Source organism: Streptomyces sp. NPDC044003 (assembly GCF_056435185.1).
Genome location: NZ_JBWKFA010000010.1, coordinates 21,560 through 39,637 on the forward strand (window position 1 = coordinate 21,560; position 18,078 = coordinate 39,637).

An 18,078-nucleotide genomic window follows, 5' to 3' on the forward strand; every position below is an offset into this window, starting at 1 on the left:
TGCAGGGCACCCGCAAGGGTGTCGCGACCTACTCAGCAAGGGAGCACGCATGGCAACCCGTGCCGTCGCCCGTCGTCAGACCTCCGCCCAGAGCGGGGCCGCACGGGCAAGCAGCGTTCGCGCCGTGGGCGGGGAGATCGCCGACCGCGACCTGGTCGGCATGTACCTCGACGAGATCGCGCGCACGCCCCTGCTCGACGCCGCCAAGGAGGTCGAGCTCTCCCAGACGATCGAGGCGGGCGTGTACGCCCAGCAGATCCTCGACGGAGAGGTGGAGAGCGACGGGGGCGGGGCGACCCGTGAGGAGCTCGAAGCGCTGGTCGCCGAGGGCGAGCGTGCCAAGGACCTCTTCATCAAGTCCAACCTCCGGCTCGTGGTGGCCGTCGCCCGGCGCTATCCGCGCAGCGGGCTGCCGCTGCTCGACCTGATCCAGGAGGGGAACGCGGGCCTGGTGCGCGCGGTCGAGAAGTTCGACTACGCGAAGGGCTTCAAGTTCTCCACGTACGCCACGTGGTGGATCCGCCAGGCCATCACCCGGTCCATCGCCGACCAGTCCCGGACCATCCGGCTCCCCGTCCACCTGGTGGAGGAGCTCGGCCGGATCCGGCGGGTGCAGCGCGAGTTCAACCGGGAGAACGGGCGGGAGCCCGAGCCCGCCGAGATCGCGACCGAGCTCGGCTCGACGCCCGAGCGCGTCACGGACGTCCTGGACTGGGCGCGGGACCCGGTCTCGCTGAACATGTCGGTGGACGACGAGGGCGAGACCCAGTTCGGCGACCTGCTTGAGGACACCTCGGCGATCTCGCCCGAGCAGTCGGTCCTGACCCTGCTGCGCAGCGAGGAGCTGGACGACCTCATCGGCCAGCTCGACCACCGGACCGCGTCGATCATCCGCATGCGGTACGGGATCGAGGACGGCCGCGAGCGGACGCTGACGGAGGTCGGCAAGGAGCACGGGCTGACGCGCGAGCGGATCCGGCAGATCGAGAAGCACGCGCTGCTGGAGCTGAAGAAGATGGCGCACGATACGGGGTTCGACGCGGTGGCCTAGAGCGGCCGGCGAACCGTTGTAGGCCCGCGCCTACCCGCCGTGTGGGCAATCGTCCCGCAGGGCGGGACGGGTGGGCACACGGGACGGCGCCCTTCCGCGGCGCCTCCGCGTTCCGAGCCTGGACCCGCACCACGCGTGCGCCGCACAGCAGGTGCGGGTCGGGGCGCGGAAGCCTAGGCCCGGCCGGGGGCGCCGTCCGTTGTGCCCACCCGTTCCGCCCCAGCGGAACGATTGCCCACAACGGGGTGGGCGCCGTCCGGGCGGGTGGGCACCGCCCCAGCGGAACGATTGCCCACAACGGGGTGGGCGCCGTCCGGGCGGGTGGGCACCGCCCCAGCGGAATGATTGCCCACAACGGGGTGGGCACCGCCCCGGCGGAACGGTTGCCCGCGACGGCGTCAGCGTGACGTCGCCGACGCCAGGCGGCCCGACAGGTCCCGCATGTACGTGATCAAAGGCTCCGGGCCGTGGACCGTGAAGTCGATGTCCATCAGGGCGAGCCGTAGGGCCAGCCATTCCACCGAGTCCGCGACGCGGGCGCGGAGCCGGCAGCGGTCCGGGCCCTCGGCGACCGGGACGAGGTGGGACGGGAGGCGGGCCACGACGAACTCGGCCGGCGCCGCGAACGACACGTCGAGGTCGACCTCGCCCTGCGCCCGCGTCATCGAGCGCGCCATGTACGTCGCCGCGTCGCCCGTCGGCAGCTCGCGCGGCGTGAAGCGGGCCCCGGTCGCGAGCGGGTCGGTCACCCGGTCGACCCGGAACGTACGCCAGTCCTCCCGCCCCAGGTCGTACGCGACGAGGTACCAGCGCCGCCCCGTCGACACCAGCCGGTACGGCTCCACCAGCCGTTTCGTCTCCGTCCCGTCCCCGGCCCGGTAGCCGAAGCGCAGCCGCTCGTGCCCGGTCACCGCGCCCGCGAGCGCCGTCAGGGTGGCGGGCGTGACGGTGGCGCCGTCGCCGCGGGTCAGCGGGATCGTCGCGTTCTGGAGGATGGAGACCCGGTGCCGGAGCCGCGCGGGCAGCACCTGCTCCAGCTTGGCCAGGGCCCGTACGGACGCCTCCTCGACGCCCTCGATGGCGTGCCCGGCCCCGGCGCGCAGGCCGACGGCGATCGCGACGGCCTCCTCGTCGTCGAGGAGCAGCGGCGGCATGGCCGTACCGGCGACGAGGCGGTAGCCGCCCACCGCGCCCATGGTCGCCTCGACGGGGTAGCCGAGGTCGCGGAGCCGGTCGATGTCACGGCGGATGGTGCGCGGGGAGACCGAGAGCCGTTCGGCGAGCTCGCTTCCGGGCCACTCGCGCGGGGTCTGGAGGAGCGAGAGCAGATTCAGGAGTCGTGCCGGGGTGTCCGTCATGGTTTCCAGGATGCCGGTCATCTAGGACATGACCTGACCTACATGACTTCTATCTTCTTCGTATGAGTTCACACGACGCCGCCACGGAAGCAGCAGCGGCAAGCGACAAGCGGCGCTGGATCGCCCTCGCCATCGTCATGACCGCCGCCTTCATGGACCTGGTCGACGCCACGATCGTCAACATCGCGATCCCCAGCATCGAGAAGGACCTCGGCGCCTCGCCCGCGGTGATCCAGTGGATCACCGCCGGGTACGCCCTCGCGTTCGCCGCCGGTCTCATCACCGGCGGGCGGCTCGGCGACATCTACGGCCGCAAGCGCCTGTTCCTCCTCGGCACCGCCGGCTTCACCCTCGCCTCGGCGCTCTGCGGCTTCGCGGCCAACCAGGAGATGCTGGTCGCCTCCCGGCTGCTGCAGGGCGCGACGGCCGCGCTGATGGTGCCGCAGGTGCTGTCGATCGTGCACGCCACCTTCCCGGCGCACGAGCGCGGCAAGGTCTTCGGGATGTTCGGCGCGATCATCGGCCTCGGCGCGGTCTCGGGCCCGCTGCTCGGCGCGCTGCTCACCCAGTGGAACATCGCGGACCTGGAGTGGCGTCCGATCTTCCTGATCAACCTGCCGGTCGGCGTCGCGGCCCTGATCCTGGGCCGGAAGTTCATCTCCGAGTCGAAGGCGCCGAAGGCGCTCAAGCTCGACCTGGTCGGCGTGGTCCTGGTGACGGCCGCGCTGCTGATGCTGATCTACCCGCTGACGCGCGGCCGTGAGCTGGACTGGCCGCTGTGGGGCCACCTGATGATGGCCGGCAGCCTCGTCGTCTTCGCGGCCCTGGTCGCGTACGAGAAGTACAAGACGAAGAAGGACGGTTCGCCGCTCGTCGAGCTGTCGCTGTTCAAGGTGAAGAGCTTCGCGGCCGGTATCGCGGTGCAGCTGACCTTCGGTGTCGTGCTCGGCATCTTCTTCCTGGTCTGGACGCTGTACATGCAGGTCGGGCTCGGCTGGACCCCGCTGAAGGCGGGCCTGACCGGGGTGCCGTTCTCGATCTCGGTCTCGGTGGCCGCGGGCATGTCCGTGCAGAAGCTGGTGCCGCGCTTCGGCCGGAAGGTGCTCCAGGCGGGCGCGCTGACGATGGTCGCGGGCGTGCTTCTCTACTTCTTCGTGGCGGGGCGGTACGGGACCGGGATCGAGTCCTGGCAGATGATTCCGCCGCTGATGGTCATGGGTCTGGGCATGGGCCTGATCGTGGCGCCGCTGACGGACGCGGTGCTCTCCGAGGTGCCGAAGGAGCACGCGGGTTCGGCCTCGGGTCTGATCAACACGACCGGGCAGATGGGCAACGCGCTCGGACTCGGCCTGGTGTCGGTGGTCTTCTTCGGGCAGATCGACGACGCGCGGCTCGCGAAGGCTCCGGCCGAGGTCGGGGCGGCGTTCACGGACGCCTTCCAGAACGCGCTGGGCTGGGCGGCGGGCGTGCTCGCCGTGATCTTCCTGGTGATGTTCGCGCTGCCGGCGAAGCCGAAGCAGCACCTGGAGGGCGGCGGTGACGACGCCGGCGAGGCGGTGACGGCCGAGAAGGAGCCGGTGCTCGCGCACTGACCCTCCGACGGCAGGGCCCTGGTCCCGGGATGCGTCCCGGGGCAGGGCCCTTCGTCGTACCCGGGCAGGACCGATGTCCGTTCCTGCCCGCTTGAATGCCCGGATTCGTTTACTTCGCGGAAAAGCGGGCGTAGCCTGACACTGAAACCACAGGTTCGGGCATGAACGGACGTAGACAGGTATGTACGCACCCGAGCGCCAGCAAGAGATCCTCCGGATCGCCCGCGAGAGCGGACGCGTCGACGTCCTCTCCCTCGCCGAGGAGTTCCAGGTCACCGCCGAGACCGTACGGCGCGACCTCAAGGCCCTCGACCGGGCCGGACTCGTCCGCCGGGTCCACGGCGGCGCCATCCCCGCCGGACGGCTCGACTTCGAGCCCGACCTCGCCGAGCGCGAGTCCACCGCCGCCGACGAGAAGGACCGCATCGTCCGCGCCGCCCTCGCCGAGCTCCCCACGGAGGGAAGCGTCGTCCTCGACGCCGGCTCGACGCTCGCCCGCCTCGCCGCCGAGTTCCCGCTCGACAGCACGCTGACCGTCGTCACCCACGCCCTCCCCGTCGCCGCACGGCTCGCCGACCACCCCGGCATCGACCTGCACCTCGTCGGCGGCCGCGTACGCCACCGCACCCGCGCCGCCGTCGACGCCTGGGCCCTCAGGGCGTACGGGGAGATCCGCGCCGACGTCGCCTTCCTCGGCGCCAACGGCTTCTCCGCCGAGCACGGACTCACCACCCCCGACCTCGCCGAGGCCGCCGTCAAGCGGGCCGTCGTCGCCGCCGCCCGCCGGGTCGTGCTCCTCGCCGACTCCGCCAAGCACGGCCAGGAGCACTTCGCCCGCTTCGGCGACCTGACCGACGTCGACCTGATCGTCACCGACAGCGGGCTCAGCCCCGAGGACGCCGCGGCCATCGAGGCCACCGGAACGGAAGTCGTACGCGCATGATCCTCACCGTCACCCCCAACCCCTCCCTGGACCGGACGTACGAGGTCCCCGGCCTGGAGCGCGGCGAGGTGCTGCGCGCCGCAGCCGAACGCGTCGACCCCGGCGGCAAGGGCGTCAACGTCTCCCGGGCCGTCGCCGCCGCCGGACACCGCACCGTCGCCGTCGTCCCCCTCGGCGGCGCCCCCGGCGCCCTCGTCGCCCAGCTCCTCGCGGGCCAGGGCATCGAGGTCGCCCCCGTCCCCGTCACCGGCCACACCCGCTCCAACATCGCCCTCGCGGAACCGGACGGCACCCTGACGAAGATCAACGCGCCGGGCCCGGAACTGAGCGGCGAGGAGGCCGAGACCCTGCTCTCCGCCGTCGGCGCCCACTCGCCCGCCGCCGACTGGATCGCCTGCTGCGGCAGCCTCCCGCGCGGCCTCGCCCCCGAGTGGTACGCCCGGCTCGTCACCCGTGCCCACGGCGCCGGGGCCCGGATCGCCCTGGACACCTCGGGCCCGTCCCTGCTCGCGGCGCTCACCGCCCGCCCCGACGTCGTCAAGCCGAACGCCGACGAACTCGCCGAGGCCGTCGGCCGCCCGCTCGCCACCGTCGGCGACGCGGTCAAGGCGGCCGAGGAACTGCGGGACCTGGGCGCGGGCGCCGTTCTCGCCAGCCTCGGCGCCGACGGCCAGCTCCTCGTCTCGGCGGACGGCGTCTGGTACGGCCACGCAGCCGTCGCCGCCGTCCGCTCCAACGTCGGCGCGGGCGACGCCTCCCTCGCCGGCTTCCTCGCGGCCGGCGGCGAAGGCCCCGAGGCCCTCGCGGCCGCCGTCGCCCACGGGGCGGCCGCCGTCCAGCTGCCCGGCAGCGAGATGCCCACCCCGGGCGACCTGGACCCGTCGGCGGTCACGGTGACCGCCGACGTACCCCTCGACCGAGTACTCAGCGAGCATGGGAGCCCGCGATGAGCAGGATGATCACCGCGGACCTGGTCGACCTCGACCTGTCCGCCGACAGCAAGGAAGCGGCGGCCCGTTCGCTCGCGGAGCGCATGGTCGCACGCGGCCGGGTGACCGACCTCGACGGCTTCCTCGCGGACGTCGCGGCCCGCGAGGCCCAGATGCCGACCGGCCTGGACGGCGGCATCGGCATCCCGCACTGCCGCAGCGCCCACGTCACCGAACCCACGCTCGCCTTCGGACGCTCCGCCGCCGGCGTCGACTTCGGTGCCCCGGACGGCCCGGCGGACCTGATCTTCCTGATCGCCGCCCCGGCGGGCGCGGACGACGCTCATCTGACGATCCTGTCCTCCCTGGCGCGCCACCTGATGGACGCCGCGTTCACGGACGCGCTGCGCTCCTCGACGTCCCCGGCGGGGGCGGCGGCGCTGATCGCGGGGGAGGAGGCGCCGCCGGAGGAGGCGCCTTCGGCGGAGGTCTCCTCGGTGGAGGCTCCTTCGGCGGAGGTCTCTTCGGAGGGCGCCTCGCGGGAGGGCGCCTCGTCGGAGAGCGCCTCGTCGGAGGGCGTCTCCTCGGCGGAGGCTGTTCCGGAGGCTCCGGTCGCCGAGACGCCCTTCCGGATCGTCGCCGTCACCTCCTGCCCCACCGGCATCGCCCACACCTACATGGCGGCCGAGGCGCTGGAGAAGGCGGGCGAGGCCACGGGTGTCGAGGTCGCCGTCGAGACGCAGGGCTCGGCCGGGTTCACCCGGCTCGACCCGGCGGTCGTCGCGGCCGCCGACGGCGTGATCTTCGCGCACGACGTGCCGGTACGGGAGAAGGAACGGTTCGCCGGGAAGCCGACCGTCGACGTCGGCGTCAAGGCCGGCATCAACCGCGCCGCCGAACTCATCGCCGAAGTCCGGGACAAGGCCGCACGCGGCGAGGTCTCCACCGCGAAGCCCACGCCCGTCGAGAGAGCGGGCGGGCCGGACGAGGGCTACGGCACCAAGCTCCGCAAGTGGCTGATGTCCGGCGTCAGTTACATGGTCCCGTTCGTCGCCGCCGGCGGTCTCCTCATCGCCCTCGGCTTCGCCCTCGGCGGCTGGGACATCAACAAGGCCCCCTCCGTCACCCAGCACTTCGACTGGGGCCAGGTCGACAGCTGGGCCGCGCTGATGTTCCAGATCGGCGGACTCGCGTTCGGCTTCCTCGTACCGGTCCTCGCCGGGTACATCTCGTACGGGATGGCCGACCGCCCCGGCCTCGTCCCCGGCTTCGTCGGCGGCGCGATCGCGCTCACCGTCAACGCGGGCTTCCTCGGCGGTCTCGCCGCCGGTCTGATCGCGGGCGGCACGGTCCTCGCCATCCAGCGGGTGCGGATCCCCGCCGTCCTCAGAGGCATCATGCCGGTGGTCGTGATCCCGCTGTTGTCCTCGATCGTCGTCGGCTTCCTGATGTTCCTGGTGGTGGGCAAGCCGATCGCCTCGCTCCAGAAGGCGCTGACCGACTGGCTGTCCGGCCTCTCCGGCGCCAACGCGGTGATCCTCGGCGTCATCCTCGGCCTGATGATGTGCTTCGACCTCGGCGGCCCGGTCAACAAGGTCGCGTACGCCTTCGCCGTCGGCGGCCTCGCCAACCCCAACGAGGGCTCCCTCAAGGTCATGGCCGCCGTGATGGCGGCGGGCATGGTGCCGCCGCTCGCGATGGCCCTCGCCACGACCGTACGGGGCCGGCTCTTCACCCGGACCGAACGCGAGAACGGCAAGGCCGCCTGGGTCCTCGGGGCCTCGTTCATCACCGAGGGCGCGATCCCCTTCGCGGCCGCCGACCCGCTGCGGGTCATCCCGGCGGCGATGGCGGGCGGCGCGGTCACCGGCGCCCTCTCGATGGCCTTCGAGTGCACCCTGCGGGCCCCGCACGGCGGCGTGTTCGTGATCCCGCTGATCGGCAACCCGTTCCTCTACCTGCTCGCGATCGCGGCCGGAACGGCCGTCAGCGCCGGGCTGGTGATCCTCCTCAAGAGCACCCGGAAGCCCGCTCCCGAGGCCGAACCCGCGCCGGCCGTCGAGGCGAAGGTGACCGTGGCGGCCTGAGCCCGGCCCCCCGGACAGGAGGGGGCCGTCCGAGAGGGGCGGTGCGCACCGCGAGCGCACCGCCCCTCAGCCGCGTCACCCGTCGGTCAGGGGCGCTTCAGGCCCGGGACGAGGTTGCGCGCTGTGCCGGGGGGCAGGGCGCGCGTGAACTTGCCGGCGCGCAGGACCGCCGGGGTGGGCGTCGTCTGCTTGTACCAGCCTTCCTCCCACTCGAACACCTGGCCGTTGATGTTGCCGTGGGTCTGCCACACCTCGCCGTTCGTCCTGACGATCTTGACGAACGCGTCGTTGCCCTGGGCCTCGATGGCGATCCCGCACGCGTTGCCGGGGAAGGCGTTCCCGTCCGCCACGGAGCCGTTCGCGGGATCGGTCGGGGTCGCGGTCAGGTTGGTGAGGTCCTGCCAGGCGATCGTCCCGCCCGGCACGGATGCCTTACCGGCGTACGCCGTCTCGCCGGTGAGCACCGCCTGGAAGTCCTCCTCGTTCGAGGGGCTGTACGTGTCGATGTCGGAGCAGGGCCCGGTGGGCCCGGTCGCGCCGGTGGCTCCCGTGGCGCCTGTGGCTCCGGTCGCACCCGTCGCACCCGTCGCGCCGGTGGCTCCGGTCGCACCCGTCGCACCTGTCGCGCCCGTGGCTCCGGTGGCGCCCGTCGCACCCGTAGGACCGGTAGGTCCGGTCGGGCCCGCGGGGCCCGTCGGCCCGGGTGGGCCCGGCGGGCCCGCGTGGCAGTCGTCGTCGCCCCCGCCTCCTCCTCTCAGCGCGGCCGCGGTCAGCGCGCGGGGGTCGTGGCCCTCCATCAGCGGCTGGATCTGGTGGTCCAGGTAGGCCGCGAGGTCACCGTTCTCCCAGGGCGGCGGGCCGTCCTCGTGCTCCGACGGAGGGCCGTCCTCCTCCCACGGCGGCGGGCCGTCCTCGTGGTGCGGGGGCCGGTCCTTGCAGTGGTCGCCGGGCGGAGGCCCCGCCTGCTCCGTACCGGGGGTTCCCCACGCGGCCGAGGCCGGCGAGGCGAAGCCCGTGAGGACGAGGGCGACGGAGGCGACGGCGCCGCTGCAGAGCCATCCGCGCCGTCGGGGCAGCGGGCCGAGCGGGGTCCTGGTCCTGGTATCAGGACGCATGCATGCTCCTTCCTCCACCGGCTCCGCGGCCGGTGCGAGTGAGGTCGAGGGAGGGGAGCGAGTGCGCGCTCCCCTGATCGGATCATCGGATCGCGCATGCAAAGGCTTGACCGTTTTTCGGCGCTCTCAGCGCCATGGCCTAGCACGGACAGCCGATTGGATGCGTACGCGACGGCGAACTTCGGACGGCCCGTCGGCGCGCCGACGCCGCGGCCGGGGAGGCGGCCCATAGGGTCGCCCACCCCATCGGCCCCCGAGCGCCTCCCCGCCCGCACCGGAAGTGGTGTTGCCGTGCGTCCGTCCATCTGCTTGTGCATGATCGTCAAGAACGAGGCCGCGGTGATCGAGCGCTGCCTCGCCTCCGTCCGCGGCCTGGTGGACACCTGGGTCATCTCCGACACCGGTTCCACGGACGGCACCCAGGACCTGATCCGCAAGGCCCTCGACGGCGTCCCCGGAGAGCTGCGGGAGGAGCCGTGGGTGAACTTCGGCCACAACCGCAGCCTGAACATCGCGCACGCCCGCGGCCGGGCCGACTATCTGCTGCTCCTCGACGCCGACCACGTCCTGCGGCAGGAGGCGCCGCTGCCCGCCGCCGGCGGGCCGCTCGCCGACGCGTACATGATCCGCCACCGGGGGAACGTCGAGTACCGCATCAAACGCCTGGTCAGAGGCGATCTGCCGTGGCGGTACGAGGGCGTCACCCACGAGTACCTGACGGCCGACCGGGACCACGTCCAGGAGAACCTGGACGCGCTCGTCATCGAGGACCACGCCGACGGCGGTTCGCGCCACGACAAGTTCGAGCGCGACGCCCGGCTCCTGAGCGCCGAGCTCGACCGGGACCCGACGAACCACCGCACGGTCTTCTACCTCGCGCAGACCCTGCGGGACATGGGCCGCTCCGACGAGGCCGTCGCCCTCTACGAACGGCGCGCGGCCATGGGGGGCTGGGTCGAGGAGGTGTACTTCTCGCTGCTCCAGTCGGGGGTCCTCCGGGCCGACGCCGGGGACTGGCCGGCCGGGATGGACGCCCTCACGCGGGCGTGGGAGTCGCGGCCGGAACGCCTGGAGGCCTGCTACGAGCTGGTGGCGCGGCTGCGGAAGCAGCGGCGCCACCAGGCCGCCCACGCGATCGTGTCCGCCGTCGTGGACCGGGAGATGCCGGACGACCTGCTGTTCACGCAGCCCTGGGTGTACCGGTGGGGGCTGCTCTTCGAGTACTCGATCACCGCGTACTGGGTGGGCGACCACGCCGCCTCGCTCGCCGCCTGCGACCGGCTGCTCGCGCTGCCGGACCTGCCGGAGAGCTACCGCGAACAGACCCGCGCCAACCGGGCGTTCGCCGTCGAGCGCCTCACCGGCACCGCCGCCGTCCCCGCCCCCTGAAGGGACGGGGCGGGGCGACGGCGGTGCGTCAGCGGACCCGGGAGCGGGACTCCATCGCCCCGCGGGCCGCGTGCTCGTCCTCGTACACCTCGCACATGTGTCGGCCGTCCGGCGTCGCCGTGTGCTCGACCTCCCAGAGGCTGACCTCGCTGCCGTCGAGCAGCAGGAACTGGTGCTCGTAGAGGGTGAAGCCGGTGTCCCGGCCGCCCTCCACCGGGCAGTGGCGGCCGAAGGCCTGGGTGATGTGGTGCGCGAAGGCCAGCCGGAGACGGCGGGCCGTGCGCTCGCCCGGCCGGTCCGCGTTCTCCGCGCGGCGCAGGACGCGGCGCGCGTGGTCGGCGGAGTTGTCCGGCACGTACATCCGGGGCTGGGCGGGTATCGGGCGGGCGAGCAGGGCGCTCAGCAGCTCCAGGTCGTCGTCCTCGTCGAGGACGCGGCCGTCGGAGTGCTCCGCCGTCCAGCCCGGCAGCGGCCCGGTCGGGAGGCGGGATGCGGCGAGCCGCGCCTCCGACTCCTCCGCGTACAGCTCGTGCTGCTCGGCGCCGTCCCGGCCGGCGTTGTGCGCGAGCTCCCAGAGGCTGAGCGCGCTGCCGTCGGCGAGCAGATAGGTGTGGCGGTGGGTCGTGCGGTGCAGCGACGCGCTGTGGTGCGAGGAGTGCAGCGCGCTGGAGTGGGCGAGCGCCGTGCCGAGGCGCTCGACGGTGGAGTCGGGCAGGTCGAAGGAGTTGAGGGCCCGGCCGAGGAGCCGCTCAAGGTGCGTCTCGGTCGTCTCGTACGGATCGTGAGGATCCTGCGGATCGTTCAAGAGGGTCTCCAGGCCGTCGCCGCATGTCACTTGGTGCTTGCTTAACGTAGTCCCTGGGTCTGACATCGTGTCCGGGGTTCGGGAAAACGAAGGGCCCGCCTGGGAAGTTCCCGCCCCGTTCTTTCAACTCCCTTGGGCTTACCGGGAGTACGCGTCCGCCTCCGCCCCGTACAGCTCGCGGTACGAGGGGAAGTCGCCGCCCGGGCCGCGCAGACCGCCCGGGGCGGCGAGGAGGGCCCGGACGATGGCCCGGGTCACCAGGTCCGCGCCCGCCGCCAGGATCTCGTTCAGGGCGAGCGGGCCGGGCTCCTCCGGCAGTTCCCGGGCCCCGGTGGCGAGGGCGAAGACCGTGTCCCCGTCGTTCATCAGGTGCACCGGGCGCACCCCGCGCGCGATGCCGTCGTGCGCGGTGCCGGCGACCTTCAGCGCCTGGGCCCGGGTGAGCACCGCGTCCGTCGCGACGACGGCGAGCGTCGTGTTCAGCGGGGGCCGGGTGGACGCCTCGCGCGCCTCCGCGAGGCGCCGCCGGGCCGCCTTGTGGACCGAGGTGTCCGGGAAGGCGAGCCGGCCCGCGCCGTAGTAGACGCCGTACGGGACGCCGTTCGTCGGGTCGACGGCCGAGCCCACCGCGTTCACCACCACGAGCGCGCCGACCGTGATCCCCGACTCCAGGACGGTGCTCGCCGTCCCCACCCCGCCCCGCAGGCCGCCGACCACGGCCCCGGTGCCCGCGCCGACCGCGCCCGTCTCCACGCGCGCGTGGTCCCCGCTCGCGGCGGCCGCCTCCACCGCCGCCCGGCCCGTCCCCGCGTCCGGGCGGGCCGTGAAGTCGCCGCCCCGGCCCAGGTCGAAGACGCACGCGGCGGGCACCACCGGCACGACATGGGACGGGTCGGGGCCCACGCGCACGCCCCGGTTCCGCTCCTCCAGCCAGGCCATCACCCCGGAGGCGGAGTCCAGGCCGTACGCGCTGCCGCCGGTCAGGACGACCGCGTCGATCCGCTGGACCACGTTCCGCGGGTCCAGGGCGTCCGTCTCCCGCGTGCCCGGCCCTCCGCCCCGTACGTCCACGGCGGCGACGACCCCGCCCTCCGGGGCCAGGACGACCGTGGTGCCGCTCAGCGCGCCGGGCCCGGCCACGCGCGCGTGGCCGACGCGCAGCCCGTCCACGTCGGTGATCGAGTCCTGACGGCCGCTCTCCTCGGGGAGTGTCATGTCCCCTCCCTACCACGGCCCTTGGCTCGCCGCTCGGGTCAACGCTTCGGGCCGAGGTAGGTGCCGCCCGAGGCGTCGATCACGGTGCCGGTGATCCAGCGGCCGTCCTCCGAGGCCAGGAAGGCCACCGGGTCGGCGATGTCCTCCGGCTGCCCGACCCACGGCAGCGCCTGACCGCCGATCAGCATCTGCTCCAGCTGCGGCATCGCCGCCATCGCGGCGGTCAGGCCGCCGGTCTGCGTCGGGCCGGGGGCGACGGTGTTGACGGTGATCCGGCGCTCCCCGACCACGTTGGCGAGGGTGCGGGTGAAGGTCTCCATGGCCCCCTTCGTCATCGCGTACGCCAGCTCGTCGGCGAGGGCGATCCGGGTGACGGCGGACCCGATGTTGATGATCCGGCCGCCGTCCCGGAGCACCGGCAGCAGACCCTGCACGAGGAAGTACGGGGCCCGCACGTTGACCGCGAAGACGTGGTCGAACTCCTCCGGGGTCTCGTCCGCGAGGTGCCCGCCCGAGGTCGTCGCGGCGGCGTTGTTGACCAGGACGTCGAGCGCCGCCTCCCCGGTGTGGGCGGCGAGCCCGGCCCGCACGCCCTCGACCAGCGCGAGCACCCCGTCGTGCGTGGTCAGGTCGGCCCCGACGGAGAAGGCCCGCCCGCCGTCCCGGACGATCAGGTCCACGGTCTCCTGCGCGGCGGCGGCGTCCTGCCCGTAGTGCACGGCGACGACCATCCCGTCACGGGCGAGCCGCCGGGCGATGCCCCGCCCGATGCCCCGGGAGGAGCCGGTGACGAGGGCGGTGCGGGTGGTGGTGGGCTGCTCCATGGTGGTCTCCTCGGGTGGGGCCCGGGGGCGTCTCCCCGGGGCACGGGAAGAACATTCGCGCGGCGCGCTGACGAACCACTGACAACCGACTGACAGGCCCTGACGGCCCCGTTGGTGGGCCTGCGTTCCCCCGTTGTGGGCGGCCGTTCCGCCGGGGCGGTGCCCACCCGCCCCCGTTGTGGGCAGGCGTTCCGCAAGGGGCGGAACGGGTGGGCACAACGGACCCGCGCCCTGCCGGCGCCAGAGGCTTCCGCGCCCTGACCCGCACCGACTTGTGCGCCGCCGCTGGGGTGCGGGTCCAGGCACGGAAGGCGGGGGCGCGGCCAAACGCGCCGTCCCGTGTGCCCACCCGTCCCGCCCCAGCGGGACGCATGCCCACACGGGCGGGTGGCTGGCCTAGAGGAGCGTCGCCGTCTTCGTCACCAGCGCCGTGAGCGCGTCCCCCGCGACAGGCCCGCTCGTGTCGACGACCACCGTGTGTCCGCCGAGCCCGAGCGGACCCGGCCGGGACGACCACGCGGCGACTCGTTCGGCGAGCTCCGCGGGGGAGAGGTCCTGGTCCAGATGGCCCGGGTGGCGCCGCCGGGCCCGGAACCGCTCGGCGGCGAGCGCCGGGTCGCAGGCGCAGTGCACCTCGACGAGACGGGCGCCCAGCGCGCGGAGGCGGCCCGGGGCCGCGTCGCGGTGCCACCAGTTCACGAGGACGGCCCGCCCGGCGTCGGCGGCCAGCGCGTACAGGACGTCGTCGGCGGCCCGGCTCAGCCGGTGCCGCCACGCCTGGTCGCCGACGCCCAGGGAGTCGTACAGCGACTCCAGGATCACGTCCTTGTCGACGACCGGCAGGCCGAGCCCGGCGGCGAGCCCGCGGGCCAGGGTGCTCTTCCCGCTCGCGGGCAGGCCCGAGACGATCACGAAGGCGCGGTCGGTCATGCGCGCGCCCCGGGTGCCAGCCCCGCCCGGCGGGCCGTCTCCTCCGCGCGGGCGCGGTCGGACGCCGCCGCCTCCCGGTCACCCGCCGCCTCGTGGACGGCCGCCCGTCGCCGGAGCAGGTCCACGACGTCCTCGGCGACTCCCAGTTCCTCGAAGAGCGCCAGGGCCTCCCCGAGCAGGGGCAACGGCTCGGCCGAGAGACCCGCGAGACCCTCAAGCGCCGTCGCCGTCCCCCACCGCTCCCCGAGCGCCCGGAACCCCGCAAGCGCCTCCGTCAGGAGCGTCTCCGCCTCGGCCGGCGCCGCCGTCAGCAGGGCGCGGCCCACGAGCCCCAGCGACCGGGACCAGGCGTCCTCGCCGAGCCGCAGGCCCTCCACCGGGCCCACGGACGTCGACCAGAGGAACGCCGTGTACGGCTGCCGCAGCGGAGCCGTACCCGCGGCGAGGAACCCCCGGGCCCGGTCGACGTGTTCGCCCTCCCGGAGGCCCGCCGCGAGGACGCACAGCGCGTACTCCTCGCCCCGTTCCGCCGTCGGCTCCACCCGGTCCAGGAGCTCCGCGACCGGCGCCGCCACCCTGCCCCGCAGCCCGCGCAGCCACCAGTACGGGCTGAGCGCCGCCACGAGCCGCAGCCCCTCCTCCGGCGTGCCCCGCCGCAGCGCCGCCCGCAGGTTCGCGTCCTCCGCGTCGAGCCGCGCCAGCCACTCCAGCTGGGCGGGGCCGCGCAGTTCGGGATCGGCGGCCTCGGCGAGCTCCCGGTAGTACGCGTGGTGCGCGGCCGGCGCCGGGTCCCCGGCCGTGAGCCGTTCGGCGGCGTACGCCCGGATCGTCTCCAGCATCCGGTACCGGCCGTCGTCCCGTACCTCCACCAGCGACTTCTCCACGAGCGACGCCAGCGCTCCCGCGCCCGCCCCGCACACCCGGCTCACCGCCTCCGCCGTCGCCCCGCCCCGGAACACCGAGAGCCGCGCCGCCAGTTCCCGTTCGCCGGGTTCGAGGAGCGACCAGCTCCACTCCACCACGGCCCGCAGCGTGCGGTGCCGCTCCGGCGCGGTGCGGTCCCCGCGCGACAGCAGCTCGAACCGCTCGCCGAGCCCGTCCGCCAGCTCCTCCACGGACAGCGTCCGCAGCCGGGCCGCCGCCAGCTCGACGGCGAGCGGCAGCCCGTCGAGGCCCGCGCAGAGCTCCGCCACGCGCGCGTGCCCCGTGAATCCCGGCCTGACCGCCGCGGCCCGCCGTACGAACAGCTCCTCCGCCGCCTCGGGAGCCAGCGCGCCGAGCGGCAGCAGGGACTCCCCGGTGATCCCGAGGGCCTCACGGCTCGTCGTCAGGACCCGCAGATCCGGACAGGCGGCCAGCAGACGCCGTACGAGCACGGCCGTCTCCACGACGACGTGCTCGCAGTTGTCCACGATCAGCACCACCGGCCGCCCGGCGAGGGCCGCTTCGAGCCGCGCCGCACCCCGCACCGCGAGCGCGGCGGCGAACGCTTCCGCGACCTCGCCGGACGAACCGTCAGCGTCGCCCCTGCCCCCCACCACCCCCAGGTCCACGAACCGCACTTCCCCCGGCAGCCCCGCTCCCACTTCCAGGGCCAGGCGCGTCTTGCCCGCGCCGCCCGGGCCCACCAGGGTCACGAGCCGCGCGGCCGCCATCAGGCCGGTCAGGCGCTCCCGTTCCCGCCCGCGGCCCACGAAGTCCGTCAGCGGCGTGGGGAGCGGAGGGGACTTCCACTCCGGCGACGGCGACGGCGACGGCGAGGGCGAGGGCGATGCCGATGCCGATGCCGACGCCCACGCCGACGGCGAGGGCGACCCCCCGCCCCGCAGCAATTCCAGATGTACGGCGGACAGTTCCGGCGACGGATCGGCCCCCAGCTCCTCGGCCAGGGCCGCCCGCACCTCCTCGTACACGGCGAGCGCCTCCGCCTGCCGGCCCGCCGCGCCGAGCGCCCGCATCTGCAGGCCCCGCAACCGTTCCCGCAGCGGCTGCTCCCGGGTCGACCACTCCAACTCCCGTACGAGGACGGCCGAGTCACCACCGACGGTCAGCTCGGCGGCCGCCCACTCCTCCACCGCGTCCAGCCGCAGCGCGTCCAGCCGGGCCGCCTGGCCCGCCGCGAACGGCGCGTCCCGTACGTCCGCCAGCGCCGGCCCCCGCCAGAGTCCGAGGGCCTCCCGCAGCAGCCCGGCCGCGCGGCCGGGGTCGCCCGCCGCGCCCGCCCGCGCACCCTCCCGGGCCAGCGCCTCGAACCGCAGGACGTCCACGTCCGTCGCGGGATCCCCGACGGCCAGCCGGTACCCGGCGGGTGAGAACTCCACCGCCACGCCCGTCGGGAGGGCCCGGCGCAGCCGCGAGACCTGGGCCTGGAGCGCGCCCTGGGCGCCGGCCGGGGGCTCGTCCCCGTACAGCCCGTCGACGAGCCGCTCCACCGGGACGGTCCTGCCCGCGTCGAGGAGGAGCCGGACGAGCAGGGCGCGGACCTTGGGGCCGCCGACGGCGGGGATCGGGACGCCCGTGGCGTCGGCCATCGTGAGCGGCCCGAGCAGGCGGAAGATCATGAGGGGATTGTGTCCCGGCGGACGGTGGATCCTCCAGCCTCCCGGGCCTCTCAGGCCGTCGCCCGCGTGCGCGTGATGGGGTTGCGGGCGGTCAGGGTGACCCCGACGGCCACCGTCGCCGCCGCGACGAGCCCGGCCGCGAGCACCGCCCAGTGGCCCGCGAACGTGCACATCAGGATCAGGAACGACGAGACCGGAAGGACCATTTGCTGGGCGATGCCGACCTTGAAGTAGCGGGCGTGCAGCAGCCACACCGACAGCAGGAACACGGCCGACGGGATCGTCACGGCGGCGGAGGCGGCGAGCGTGGAGATGTGGGCCTCGCCCACGGCCTGCTCCACGGCGATCTCCAGACCCGCGCCGACGGCGGCCGCCGACGCGAAGATCACGTAGTGGCCGTAGCCCCACAGGAAGGCCTGGCGGCTGGAGGTCAGCCGGTCGTGGGCGGGCACGACGAAGTAGATCCACCAGGCGGCGAAGACCAGCAGCAGACCGCCCGCGGCGATCGGGAGCACCTCGCCGAGGGCGTCGTTCTCGGCGATGCCCGTCTTCACGGCGACGGTCGCGGCGGCGACGGTCTCACCGAGCACGATGATGGTGAACAGGCCGTACCGTTCGGCGATGTGGTGCGGATGCCAGGCGCTGACCACGGCCTTCTCCGCGTACAGCGGAACCGCCAGCTCGGCGAACACCATCACCAGGAAGACCCACGGGCGGGCCGGCTCGGGCGCCAGGACCAGCGCGAGCCAGCCGACCTGGACGGCGATGACCCCGCCCGCGTACCGGCGGCACATCGTCCGCTCGGCCGGGTCGGTGGCGTGGTGGGCGGCGCGCAGCCACTGCGAGGCCATCGCGAGGCGCATCACGAGGTAGCCGAGGTAGACGACGAGGAAGTCGTGCTCCTCGAAGGCGCGCGAGACGCCGGCGGCGAGCACGAGCACACCGGCGATCTGGACGAGGGTGATGACCCGGTAGAGGACGTCGTCGTTGTCGTACGCGGAGGCGAACCAGGAGAAGTTCATCCAGGCCCACCAGATGGCGAAGAAGACCATCGCGTAGTTGAGGATGCCCTGGCCCGCGTGGCCCTCGGCGATCGCGTGGACGAGTTCGGCGCCGGCCTGGGCGACGGCCACGACGAAGCACAGGTCGAAGAAGAGCTCCAGGGACGTGGCGACCCGGTGCGACTCCTCGCGGGAGCGGGCGGTGAGGGGCAGGAACGGTTGTGTCATGCGCCCCAGCACAGCAGAGCGGGCGGCGGGCCCGCTCGCAAGCCACGCCT

The 18,078-nt window shown here is 74.0% G+C and carries 14 protein-coding genes; 6 read left to right on the top strand and 8 right to left on the bottom strand.

Annotation, left to right across the window (positions count from 1 at the left end; translation table 11 throughout):
• Positions 1-49 precede the first annotated feature (49 nt).
• Positions 50-1,051: a sigma-70 family RNA polymerase sigma factor gene (locus AC07AW_RS32025; protein WP_478818967.1), complete on the top strand. Its 1,002-nt coding sequence runs from the start codon at positions 50-52 to the stop codon at positions 1,049-1,051.
• 398 nt (positions 1,052-1,449) lie between these two features.
• Here AC07AW_RS32025 and AC07AW_RS32030 read toward each other — a convergent pair whose 3' ends face one another.
• Positions 1,450-2,409, bottom strand: coding sequence for a helix-turn-helix transcriptional regulator (locus AC07AW_RS32030; protein WP_478818968.1), 960 nt, complete (start codon positions 2,407-2,409; stop codon positions 1,450-1,452).
• Between the two features lie 62 nt (positions 2,410-2,471).
• On the opposite strand from AC07AW_RS32030, the gene AC07AW_RS32035 reads away from it, so the two are divergent.
• The 4 genes from AC07AW_RS32035 to AC07AW_RS32050 all read left to right on the top strand — a co-directional run bounded on the left by AC07AW_RS32035 (position 2,472) and on the right by AC07AW_RS32050 (position 7,960).
• Positions 2,472-4,001 (top strand): MFS transporter, encoded by a 1,530-nt coding sequence (locus AC07AW_RS32035; protein ID WP_478818969.1) that lies wholly within the window; start codon positions 2,472-2,474, stop codon positions 3,999-4,001.
• 181 nt (positions 4,002-4,182) lie between these two features.
• Positions 4,183-4,944, top strand: coding sequence for a DeoR/GlpR family DNA-binding transcription regulator (locus tag AC07AW_RS32040; protein WP_478818970.1), 762 nt, complete (start codon positions 4,183-4,185; stop codon positions 4,942-4,944).
• A complete protein-coding gene (gene pfkB / locus AC07AW_RS32045) occupies positions 4,941-5,894 on the top strand; it encodes a 1-phosphofructokinase (RefSeq protein WP_478818971.1) in 954 nt (317 codons plus the stop codon). The genes AC07AW_RS32040 and pfkB overlap by 4 nt, the downstream gene beginning before the upstream one ends.
• Positions 5,891-7,960, top strand: coding sequence for a PTS fructose transporter subunit IIABC (locus AC07AW_RS32050; RefSeq protein ID WP_478818972.1), 2,070 nt, complete (start codon positions 5,891-5,893; stop codon positions 7,958-7,960). The genes pfkB and AC07AW_RS32050 overlap by 4 nt, the downstream gene beginning before the upstream one ends.
• 86 nt (positions 7,961-8,046) lie before the next feature.
• Here AC07AW_RS32050 and AC07AW_RS32055 read toward each other — a convergent pair whose 3' ends face one another.
• Complete coding sequence (locus AC07AW_RS32055; RefSeq protein ID WP_478818973.1) at positions 8,047-9,075, bottom strand: hypothetical protein; 1,029 nt, start codon at positions 9,073-9,075, stop codon at positions 8,047-8,049.
• A 315-nt stretch (positions 9,076-9,390) separates the two neighbouring features.
• On the opposite strand from AC07AW_RS32055, the gene AC07AW_RS32060 reads away from it, so the two are divergent.
• Positions 9,391-10,464 (top strand): tetratricopeptide repeat-containing glycosyltransferase, encoded by a 1,074-nt coding sequence (locus AC07AW_RS32060; protein WP_478818974.1) that lies wholly within the window; start codon positions 9,391-9,393, stop codon positions 10,462-10,464.
• A 28-nt stretch (positions 10,465-10,492) separates the two neighbouring features.
• Here AC07AW_RS32060 and AC07AW_RS32065 read toward each other — a convergent pair whose 3' ends face one another.
• From AC07AW_RS32065 to AC07AW_RS32090, 6 genes are all read right to left on the bottom strand, one after another.
• Positions 10,493-11,335: a DUF6227 family protein gene (locus AC07AW_RS32065; protein ID WP_478818975.1), complete on the bottom strand. Its 843-nt coding sequence runs from the start codon at positions 11,333-11,335 to the stop codon at positions 10,493-10,495.
• A gap of 72 nt (positions 11,336-11,407) precedes the next feature.
• Positions 11,408-12,484, bottom strand: a complete 1,077-nt coding sequence (locus AC07AW_RS32070) for a P1 family peptidase (protein ID WP_478818976.1) — start codon at positions 12,482-12,484, stop codon at positions 11,408-11,410.
• A gap of 38 nt (positions 12,485-12,522) precedes the next feature.
• Positions 12,523-13,308 (bottom strand): SDR family oxidoreductase, encoded by a 786-nt coding sequence (locus tag AC07AW_RS32075; RefSeq protein ID WP_478818977.1) that lies wholly within the window; start codon positions 13,306-13,308, stop codon positions 12,523-12,525.
• A 396-nt stretch (positions 13,309-13,704) separates the two neighbouring features.
• The gene (locus AC07AW_RS32080; protein ID WP_478818978.1) at positions 13,705-14,238 is read right to left on the bottom strand and encodes a P-loop nucleotide/nucleoside kinase family protein; all 534 of its coding nucleotides are present in this window, start codon (positions 14,236-14,238) and stop codon (positions 13,705-13,707) included.
• Positions 14,235-16,799: an ATP-binding protein gene (locus tag AC07AW_RS32085; RefSeq protein WP_478818979.1), complete on the bottom strand. Its 2,565-nt coding sequence runs from the start codon at positions 16,797-16,799 to the stop codon at positions 14,235-14,237. Before AC07AW_RS32085 ends, AC07AW_RS32080 begins: the two co-directional genes overlap by 4 nt.
• A gap of 50 nt (positions 16,800-16,849) precedes the next feature.
• On the bottom strand, positions 16,850-18,028 hold the full coding sequence (locus AC07AW_RS32090; protein WP_478818980.1) for a low temperature requirement protein A: 1,179 nt from the start codon (positions 18,026-18,028) through the stop codon (positions 16,850-16,852).
• Positions 18,029-18,078: the final 50 nt, after the last annotated feature.